Genomic DNA, 9,288 nt, shown 5'->3' with positions numbered 1-9,288 from the left:
TCCGCGCCCGGTGCTGCGAACCACGGCGGACCCAAGCCCGGAGGTGGACCCAAGCCGGGCGGTGGACCGAAGCCCGGTGGAGGACCCAGGCCAGGCGTCCCGGGTCCCGCTTCTCCTCGTCCCGGCGGTTCGGCCGGTGCCAAACCTCACCCGACCCCCTCCCACGTCCCCACCGCGATCCCGACGGTCACGCCGGCGAGCGACCCCAGCAAATTCGGCAGAGTCGACGACGACGGCACCGCGTGGGTGACCACCTCGGACGGCGAGCGACAGATCGGGTCCTGGCAGGCCGGAGACGCAGCGGAAGGGCTCGCTCACTTCGGTCGGCGCTACGACGATCTGGCCACCGAGGTCGGTCTGCTCGAAGCTCGATTGACCTCCGGCACGGGCGATGCCAAGAAGACCAAGGCCGCAGCGTCCGCGCTGTTGGAGAGCCTGCCGACTGCGGCAGTGATCGGCGACCTCGACCTGCTCGCCAGGCGACTCGACGCGGTCGTCGAGCATTCGGATGCTGCCGCAGCGGTGGCCAAGCACGAGAAGGAGCTCGAACGGGCCGAACACACGGCACGTAAGGAAGCGCTCGCCGTCGAAGCCGAGCAGATCGGCAGCGAATCGACCCAGTGGAAGCACGCGGGAGACCGGCTACGAGAAATCCTCGACGAATGGAAGACGATCCGCGGGGTCGACCGCAAGATCGACGATGCCCTCTGGAAGCGGTACTCCAAGGCACGGGAGAACTTCAACCGTCGCCGCGGCGCACACTTCGCCGATCTCGATCGTGAGCGCGGTGCGGCCAAGACTCGCAAGGAAGAACTCGTCGAACGGGCGAAAGCCTTGTCGTCGTCCACGGATTGGGGTCCCACCGCAGCCGCGTTCCGCGATCTGCTGGTGGAGTGGAAGGCATCCGGTCGTGCCCCCCGCGACGCCGACGACGCCCTGTGGAAGAACTTCAAGGCCGCACAGGACGTGTTCTTCGCCGCCCGCAACGCCGCGGCGTCCGAGCGCGATGCCGAGTTCGAGTCCAACGCCGAGGCCAAGGAAGCTCTGCTGGCCAAGACCCACATCGATCCGAGCAAGGACCTCGATGCTGCCCGTTCGGCGCTGCGCGACCTGCAGGACAAGTGGGATGCCATCGGCAAGGTTCCCCGCGAGAAGATGGGGGAGCTCGAGGGCAAACTGAGGGCGATCGAGAAGTCCGTCCACGACGCGGTGGAGTCGCAGTGGCGTCGGTCCGACCCCGAGGCAGTCGCCCGCGCCGCCCAGTTCCGCGAGCGGGTGGCTCAGTTCGAGGATCAGGCCGCGAAGGCGACCGCAGCAGGCAAGACCAAGGACGCCGAGCGTGCGCTCGCACAGGCGCAGCAGTGGCGCGAGTGGGCCGACGCAGCAGAGAGCGCCGTCGACGAGTTGTGATTCGCCGGCAGCACTCCTGACCCGGGGGGCGGCCGATCGGACCTACGGGGCCGAGTGGCCGTCCCACAGTCGCAACTTCTGTTCACCCGACGCGGCGGCGATGCGTCGCTGCTCCTGAGCTGCGAGCTGGGCGTTCGTCTTGTTCCACACGGCCTTGAGCCAGTGGAACGTCAATGCGATGACGGCGATCCACGCGATGATCAGGCCGATTCCCGGTCCGGCACCCTGCAGGTTGTCCGGCACGGTCTGCCGTGTCCAGATCGAGAGCATCCCGTACACCGAGGACACCGCACACCCTGCGAGGGCGGCCCAGGCCAGCGCCCATATCCGGGTGACGAGCGCGAGCACCGACATCACCACACCGAACGTCAGTACCAGCACGACGAAGACGCGCGACGGCAGGGCGATCGATTCGGCAACTGCGGCATCGCTGCCCGTGAGCACGTCGAACCCGCTGGCAGATCCGGTGTGCGGCAACGCGAACGTGACCAACAGGACCAGCACCAGCCCGGCCACGACCATGGCCCGCGCGCCCGGGTCCAGCTCGGTCATCACCGCCCTCTCCGTTCGACCCAGCTCCTCCGCTGATCGAGAGGGTACGACGCGATCGGGTCCGTCTGTGTCTGTCATGCGGTGCATCCTGTCTCTACCGGTAGCGGCGCCGGTGCGCCGATCGAGGGAAGTCCGAGGCCGACGCCGATCGGTGCCGTCTTCGGCATCACCCCACGTTCGTGGGCGTCTCCTGCGGCCGTACGGCGGTGGGTGAGTACGCCGGCATCGGCGATGAGGTGGTACGGGGCGGCCGCAGTGAGTGTGGTCGTGACGACGTCGCCCGGGCGGATCTCGCTCACGCGATCGGCGTCGACTGCGAAGTGCACGAGTCGACCGTCCCTGGCTCGCCCACTCATCCGATGGGTTGCCGCGTTCTTGCGACCTTCACCGGTGGCGACGAGCAGCTCGACCTCGGTACCGATCAGAGCCTGGTTGGCAGCCAGGACGATCTCCTCCTGCAGGGCGATCAATCGCAGGTACCGTTCTTGCACAACTTCTTTGGGCACCTGGTCTGGCATGTCGGCGGCGGGCGTTCCCGGCCGCTTGGAGTACTGGAAGGTGTAGGCGTTCGCGAACTTCGCCCGCCGCACCACGTCGAGGGTCTGCTGGAAATCCTCTTCGGTCTCGCCCGGGAAACCGACGATGATGTCGGTGGTGACAGCCGCGTGCGGCATGGCCGCGCGCACCTTGTCGATGATGCCCATGAACTTGCTCTGCCGGTAGGACCTGCGCATCGCCTTGAGTATTCGATCCGACCCGGACTGCAGCGGCATGTGCAAGGTGGGACAGATGTTCGGGGTGGACGCCATCGCCTCGATGACGTCGTCGGTGAACTCGGCCGGGTGCGGTGACGTGAACCGCACTCGCTCGAGACCCTCGATCGAGCCGCATGCGGTCAGCAGCGACGCGAACGCGCCGCGATCACGAGGCATGTCCGGATCGGCGAACGAGGCACCGTACGCATTGACGTTCTGGCCGAGCAACGTCACCTCGAGTACGCCCTGATCCACCAAAGCCTGCACCTCGGCGAGGATGTCCCCCGGCCTGCGGTCGATCTCCTTGCCGCGCAGGGCCGGGACGATGCAGAACGTGCAGGTGTTGTTGCAGCCCACCGAGATCGACACCCAGCCCGCGTATGCCGATTCGCGCTTCGCCGGCAGGGTCGACGGGAACGCCTCGAGGGACTCCAGGATCTCGACCTGTGCCTGTTCGTTGTGCCGGGCGCGCTCGAGCAATACCGGCAACGACCCGATGTTGTGTGTTCCGAAGACGACGTCGACCCACGGCGCCTTCTCTACGACGGTGTTGCGATCCTTCTGCGCCAGGCAACCCCCCACGGCGATCTGCATGTTGGGGTTCCGCGTCTTCGCGGGCCGCAACATACCCAGGTTGCCGTACAGCTTGTTGTCGGCATTCTCGCGCACCGCGCACGTGTTGAACACGACCAGATCTGCGTCGGTGCCTGCGTCGGCAGGAACGTAGCCCGCTTCCTCGAGCAACCCGGACAACCGCTCCGAATCGTGGACGTTCATCTGACAACCGTGCGTACGCACTTCGTAGCTGCGGGGACTCGTCGCCGACCCGTCGGTGAACGGCACGGGCTCGGAAACCCCATGTTCGGTCACGTCCACGGTCGGAAAAACACTCGTTTGCACCCCTCCAGGGTACGTCCATCGCACCGACCGGCACGCCGGGGTCGAGGGCCCCACCGGGGACTGTCCAGGGCCGATGCAGACCGTCAGTAAAGTTTCCATTACATAATCGAAGATGACGGGCGAAAACACCGGTCGGCGAGGAAACTACGCATAGGGTTTCGATCTATGACGCACGCCACCGACGCGCCGGCATCGACTCCCCCGCCGGGCGCACCTTCGATGATCTCGCTCAAATCCGTCGACAAACATTTCGGTGATCTGCACGTCCTCAAGGACATCAACCTGGAAGTGCCGGCCGGACAGGTCGTCATCGTCGTGGGTCCCTCCGGATCGGGCAAGTCGACCTTGTGCCGAACGATCAACCGGTTGGAACCGATCGATTCCGGTGCCATCGAGGTCGACGGAGATCTACTCCCCGCGGAGGGTAAGGCCCTCGCCGCATTGCGCGCCGACGTGGGCATGGTGTTCCAGTCGTTCAACCTGTTCGCCCACAAGACGATTCTGCAGAACGTCATGCTCGCGCCGATGAAGGTGCGCAAGCAGAAGAAGGACGAGGCAGAGAAGAGCGCGTTGGCTCTGCTCGAGCGCGTGGGTATCGCCAACCAGGCCGACAAGTACCCCGCTCAGCTGTCCGGTGGTCAGCAGCAGCGCGTCGCCATCGCTCGATCTCTCGCCATGAATCCCAAGGTGATGCTCTTCGACGAGCCCACCTCGGCCCTCGACCCCGAAATGGTCAACGAGGTACTCGACGTCATGACCTCACTCGCCAAGGAGGGCATGACAATGCTCGTCGTCACCCACGAGATGGGGTTCGCCCGTAAGGCAGGCGACCGCGTCATCTTCATGGCCGACGGTGCCGTCGTCGAGGACACCGATCCGGAGACGTTCTTCAAATCCCCCAAGTCCGAACGCGCCAAGGACTTCCTCGGCAAGATCCTCGGTCACTGACCCGATTCACCGCTCGTCCCCGTACGCACGACCTATCCGAAGGACATTCACTGTGAGAATCACCCGACCGCTTCGTTTCGGTGTCGCCATCGCCGCTCTCTCCATCGTCGCCACCGCCTGCGGAGGCGGAGAAGAAGCCCGCACCATCTCGAGCAGCGCCGAATCCGGCAACCTCATCGTCGGCATCAAGTTCGACCAGCCCGGCCTCGGCCTGCGCAACCCCGACGGCACGTTCACAGGCTTCGACGTGGAGGTGGCCAAGTACGTCGCCGGTCAGCTCGGCGTCGACGAAGCGAACATCGAGTTCAAGGAAGCTCCCTCGGCGCAGCGCGAGACGCTGATCGAAAACGGTGAGGTCGACTATGTCGTCGCCACCTACTCGATCACCGATACCCGCAAGGAGAAGGTCGGCTTCGCCGGACCGTACTTCGTGGCAGGCCAGTCGTTGCTGGTGAGCCAGGACAACACCGACATCACCGGTGCCGATTCGCTCGAGGGCAAGCGTCTGTGCTCGGTCACCGGCTCCACCCCGGCACAGAACATCGCCGACGAGTACCCCGGTGTCTCGCTCCAGCCGTACGACACTTACTCCGCTTGCGTCGAAGCCCTGCGCAACGGCACCGTCGACGCCGTCACGACCGATGACATCATTCTCGCCGGTTACGCGGCTCAGTCCCCCGGACAGTTCAAGGTGGTCGGGGAGCCCTTCACGACGGAAAACTACGGAATCGGCCTGAACAAGGACGACACCGAGGGCCGCAACCAGATCAACGACGCCATCGAAGAGATGGTCTCGAGCGGTGCCTGGGAGCAGGCGTTCAACGACACCGTCGGCGCCTCCGGCTACCCCCTGCCGGCCGAGCCCACCGTCGACCGCTACTGATCGATGACACCGTCGGTCCGCTGCACTCGGTGTAGCGGACGACGGGGTCGAACTCGCCGAGCCGTGAGGACCTGAAGCACCTTGAACCTACTGAGCAAGTACGGCGATGAACTGATAGACGCGTTCCTGACGACCATCTACCTCACCCTGGCCTCCTTGGTCGGCGCGTTGGTCATCGGAACGATCATCGCCGCCATGCGGGTCTCCCCCGTTCCAATCGCACGTGGGATAGCCGCGACCTACGTCACTATCTTCCGTAATACCCCGCTTACCCTGATCATCCTGTTCACCTCCTTCGGGCTGTACGGGACAATGGGTGTCTCGCTGGCTTCCGAGACCTCGCCGAACTTCCTCGATGACAACAACTTTCGGTTGGCCATCCTCGGCCTGAGTGTCTACACAGCGTCGTTCGTCGCCGAATCGCTACGGTCGGGAATCAACACGGTTCCGGTCGGTCAGGCCGAGGCAGGCCGCTCACTCGGCATGACGTTCACGCAGAACATCTCCATCGTCGTTCTCCCCCAGGCATTCCGGGCCGTGGTCGGACCTCTCGGCAGCGTCGTGATCGCCCTGACGAAGAACACGACCATCGCATCGGTCATCGGCGTCGCCGAGGCGTCGTTCCTGATGAAGGAGATGATCGAGAACGAGGCCGCGATCTTCGTGGTCGGCGGCATCTTTGCGCTCGGCTTCATGGTTCTGACGCTCCCGACCGGGTTGCTGTTCGGCTACATCAGCAAGCGATTGGCGGTGTCATGATGAGTGATGCAGTAGCAGTTCTGTACGACGTCCCGGGTCCGAAAGCGGTACTGCGGTACCGCATCCTGACCGGAGTAGTAGCGGTGATTTCGCTGGGAATCGCCTTCCTCATCTACCAGGCCCTCGATTCCAAAGGTCAGCTGACCGCGGACAAGTGGGATCCGTTCCTCGAATCCACCACGTGGACCACCTACCTGCTTCCCGGCATTCAAGGCACGCTGGTGGCAGCGGCGCTGTCGATCGTGTTCGCCTTGATTCTCGGCGCCGTACTCGGTATCGGCAGGTTGTCCGATCACCGTGTGGTGCGTGGAATCAGCGGCACCTTCGTCGAGGTGTTCCGCGCGGTCCCGGTTCTGATCCTGATGATCTTCTTGTACGCCGTCTACGCCGATTACGAGGTCTTCAAGGTCAAGTACCTGGCCTTGGCGGCGGTGGTCACCGGCCTGACGCTGTACAACGGTTCGGTCATCGCCGAGATCGTGCGAGCAGGCGTCAATTCACTACCCAAGGGCCAGCGCGAGGCGGCGTCGGCGCTCGGAATGCGCAAGAGCCAGGTCATGCTCCTCGTCCTGCTCCCGCAGGCCGTCACTGCCATGCTTCCCGCGATCATTTCGCAGATGGTGGTGGCGCTGAAGGACTCGGCGCTCGGCTATGTCATCGGTTACGTCGAAGTGGTGCGATCCGGTCAACAGGTGGGTGCGTTCTACAGCAACTACCTGCCATCCTTGGTGGTCGTGGCCGTCATCATGATCATCATCAACTCCTCCCTGACCAAGCTCGCCACCGCGGTCGAGAAGAGGCTGAGAACCGGCAAGAGTAAATCCGGTACTCCCGTACCGGCTGCGGATGCCGGCCAGGCGGCCTGATAGCTCTTCGCCGTGACTGGTATCAGTAAGGCCCGCAACACCAGTGGTGTTGCGGGCCTTACTGTTTCTCGACGGCACCGGCTCGAGGTGGACGATCACATGGAGTCGGGGCCGTCGAAGTCTCCGGTGTCGGCACCGACGCGGTCGAGTTCTTCTTTGACCACCGCAAATGCCATTCCTTGCGAGTATCCGCGGCGCGCGAGCATGCCCACCAACTTGCGCACCACCTTGTCTCGATCCGCGCGAGCGTCGGGTCCATTCGGATCGGGCAAATGCAGGGTGCGGAATCGCTTGCGTACCAACTCACCTGCGCGACGGCGTTCGTCCTCGGCATCGATCAGATCCAGTGCATGCACTGCGAGTTCACTACTGACTCCCTTGTTGCGGAGCTCCATACTCAGTGCACGTTTTCCCTTGCCGGAGTACTTGTGCCGAGATTGGACCCACTGCTGCGCGAACGATTCGTCGTCGACCAGTTTGGCCTTCTCGAGCCGGTCGAGAACAGCGTTCGCGATCTCGGTAGCGAAACCCTTCTTGGCCAGGCTGGCTTCGAGTTCGTGCCTGCTGCGCGCTCGGTCGGTCAGCAGCCGAAGGCAGATATCTTTCGCCTGCGCCTCGGTGCCGCCGCCTTCGTCTCGCTGCTGCACAGCGACGACAGGCTAGAAGTCGACCGGAGCAGCTGCGGGCTCTTCGGCGGTGACGTCCGCGCCGATCTGCAGCTTCTCCATGATCTTCTTCTCGATCTCGTCCCGCACGTCCGGGTTCTCGAGCATGAACTTGCGGGCGTTCTCCTTGCCCTGGCCGAGCTGGTCCCCTTCGTAGGTGAACCACGAACCCGACTTACGGATGAAGCCGTGCTCGACGCCCATGTCGATCAACGAGCCTTCGCGGCTGATGCCCTTGCCGTAGATGATATCGAACTCGGCCTGCTTGAACGGCGGCGCAACCTTGTTCTTGACCACCTTGACCCGGGTGCGGTTACCGATGGCGTCGGTTCCGTCCTTCAGAGTCTCGATGCGGCGGATGTCGAGGCGCACCGAGGCGTAGAACTTCAATGCCTTACCACCGGTGGTGGTTTCGGGAGAGCCGAACATGACGCCGATCTTCTCGCGCAGCTGGTTGATGAAGATGACGGTGGTACCGGAGTTGCTCATGGCACCGGTGATCTTGCGCAACGCCTGGCTCATCAGGCGGGCCTGCAGACCCACGTGACTGTCGCCCATCTCGCCCTCGATCTCGGCGCGCGGTACCAGTGCCGCCACCGAGTCGATCACGAGGATGTCGAGAGCACCCGAACGGATCAGCATGTCGGCGATCTCGAGAGCCTGCTCACCGGTATCGGGCTGCGACACCAGCAGTGCATCGGTGTCGACACCGAGCTTCTTCGCGTAGTCGGGATCCAGTGCGTGCTCGGCGTCGATGAAGGCGGCGATGCCGCCGGCGCGCTGAGCACTGGCCACCGCGTGAAGGGCGACGGTGGTCTTACCCGAGGATTCCGGACCGTAGACCTCGATGACACGTCCACGCGGCAACCCTCCGATGCCGAGTGCCACATCGAGCGCGATCGATCCCGTGGGGATCACGGCAATGGGCTGGCGGACCTCGTCGCCGAGGCGCATCACCGAACCCTTGCCGAAGTTCTTGTCGATCTGCGCGAGTGCGAGATCGAGTGCTTTGTCGCGATCGTATGCAGCCATCGTGAGCTCCCTGTGTCGTGTCGTTCAGCTGTGTCGTGTCGATCAGCTTTGTCGTCGGTAACGCTAGATCGGGGTACCGACAAGAAGTTTCTCGAAACCGCCCGGCAACCGTTGACACAAGCATAGGGGAACACGTGTTCGAGTCAACTACCGCAGCAATCGACACGCCGAGAGGATCGTAAGGACCCGAGGAGTTACCAGCGTTCTCTCGGCACATCGAACTCGTAACAGATCGATCGCCACACTTCGCGTGGATCCACGCCGTCCTCGATGGCCTGCGCTCCGGTTCGACCTATACCGGACAGCACGTGATCGGTCAGCAGGGAATCACCACGAACGGAGCCGAACTCCTCGGTGAGCAGTTCACGAAATTCGGTCAGACGCACAACGACAACCCTAACGCCCGCGCCGTGGCGTGCTGCGGGCGAGCACCCGATGACAGACGGACACCGGATCCTCGACGGACTGCGCCCCGTCCGCCGCCGTCTCCGCTGCTCGGGCGAAGCCGGATCGGACAG

Annotated in this window: 10 protein-coding genes; 5 read left to right on the top strand and 5 right to left on the bottom strand. The window is 64.0% G+C overall.

The features are described 5' to 3' along the window. The coding region (locus tag RHBS_RS19015) for a DUF349 domain-containing protein (RefSeq protein WP_145977544.1) at positions 1-1,410 on the top strand (1,410 nt) is incomplete at its 5' end. 42 nt (positions 1,411-1,452) lie between these two features. Here the strand turns inward: RHBS_RS19015 and RHBS_RS19010 are convergent. Further along, positions 1,453-2,040: a hypothetical protein gene (locus RHBS_RS19010; RefSeq protein WP_237669423.1), complete on the bottom strand. Its 588-nt coding sequence runs from the start codon at positions 2,038-2,040 to the stop codon at positions 1,453-1,455. Further along, positions 2,037-3,560: a tRNA (N6-isopentenyl adenosine(37)-C2)-methylthiotransferase MiaB gene (gene miaB / locus RHBS_RS19005; RefSeq protein WP_121872457.1), complete on the bottom strand. Its 1,524-nt coding sequence runs from the start codon at positions 3,558-3,560 to the stop codon at positions 2,037-2,039. The genes RHBS_RS19010 and miaB overlap by 4 nt, the downstream gene beginning before the upstream one ends. Positions 3,561-3,836: 276 nt before the next feature. Here miaB and RHBS_RS19000 point away from each other — a divergent pair, with 276 nt between their 5' ends. The 4 genes from RHBS_RS19000 (at position 3,837) to RHBS_RS18985 (ending at position 7,073) form a co-directional block, all read left to right on the top strand. Then, a complete protein-coding gene (locus RHBS_RS19000) occupies positions 3,837-4,565 on the top strand; it encodes an amino acid ABC transporter ATP-binding protein (RefSeq protein ID WP_170944851.1) in 729 nt (242 codons plus the stop codon). 52 nt (positions 4,566-4,617) lie between these two features. Continuing rightward, positions 4,618-5,448 (top strand): glutamate ABC transporter substrate-binding protein, encoded by an 831-nt coding sequence (locus tag RHBS_RS18995; protein ID WP_121870056.1) that lies wholly within the window; start codon positions 4,618-4,620, stop codon positions 5,446-5,448. A gap of 81 nt (positions 5,449-5,529) precedes the next feature. Beyond that, positions 5,530-6,207 carry an amino acid ABC transporter permease gene (locus RHBS_RS18990; protein ID WP_128646231.1) on the top strand — a complete coding sequence of 226 codons (678 nt, stop codon included), beginning with the start codon at positions 5,530-5,532 and terminating at the stop codon, positions 6,205-6,207. After that, positions 6,207-7,073, top strand: a complete 867-nt coding sequence (locus RHBS_RS18985) for an amino acid ABC transporter permease (protein ID WP_128646230.1) — start codon at positions 6,207-6,209, stop codon at positions 7,071-7,073. Before RHBS_RS18990 ends, RHBS_RS18985 begins: the two co-directional genes overlap by 1 nt. 95 nt (positions 7,074-7,168) lie before the next feature. On the opposite strand, the gene RHBS_RS18980 is transcribed toward RHBS_RS18985, so the two are convergent. The 3 genes from RHBS_RS18980 to RHBS_RS18970 form a co-directional block, all read right to left on the bottom strand. Continuing rightward, positions 7,169-7,720 carry a regulatory protein RecX gene (locus tag RHBS_RS18980; RefSeq protein WP_128646229.1) on the bottom strand — a complete coding sequence of 184 codons (552 nt, stop codon included), beginning with the start codon at positions 7,718-7,720 and terminating at the stop codon, positions 7,169-7,171. A 12-nt stretch (positions 7,721-7,732) separates the two neighbouring features. Continuing rightward, positions 7,733-8,770, bottom strand: coding sequence for a recombinase RecA (gene recA / locus RHBS_RS18975; protein WP_008716921.1), 1,038 nt, complete (start codon positions 8,768-8,770; stop codon positions 7,733-7,735). A gap of 194 nt (positions 8,771-8,964) precedes the next feature. After that, the gene (locus RHBS_RS18970) at positions 8,965-9,156 is read right to left on the bottom strand and encodes a DUF3046 domain-containing protein (protein WP_032397886.1); all 192 of its coding nucleotides are present in this window, start codon (positions 9,154-9,156) and stop codon (positions 8,965-8,967) included. Between the last annotated feature and the right edge of the window lie 132 nt (positions 9,157-9,288).

The organism is Rhodococcus sp. BS-15 (assembly GCF_000813105.1).
Classification (GTDB): domain Bacteria; phylum Actinomycetota; class Actinomycetes; order Mycobacteriales; family Mycobacteriaceae; genus Rhodococcoides.
The sequence above is the reverse complement of the archived record's forward strand: the minus strand, read 5'-3'. Positions and strand labels throughout refer to the sequence as shown.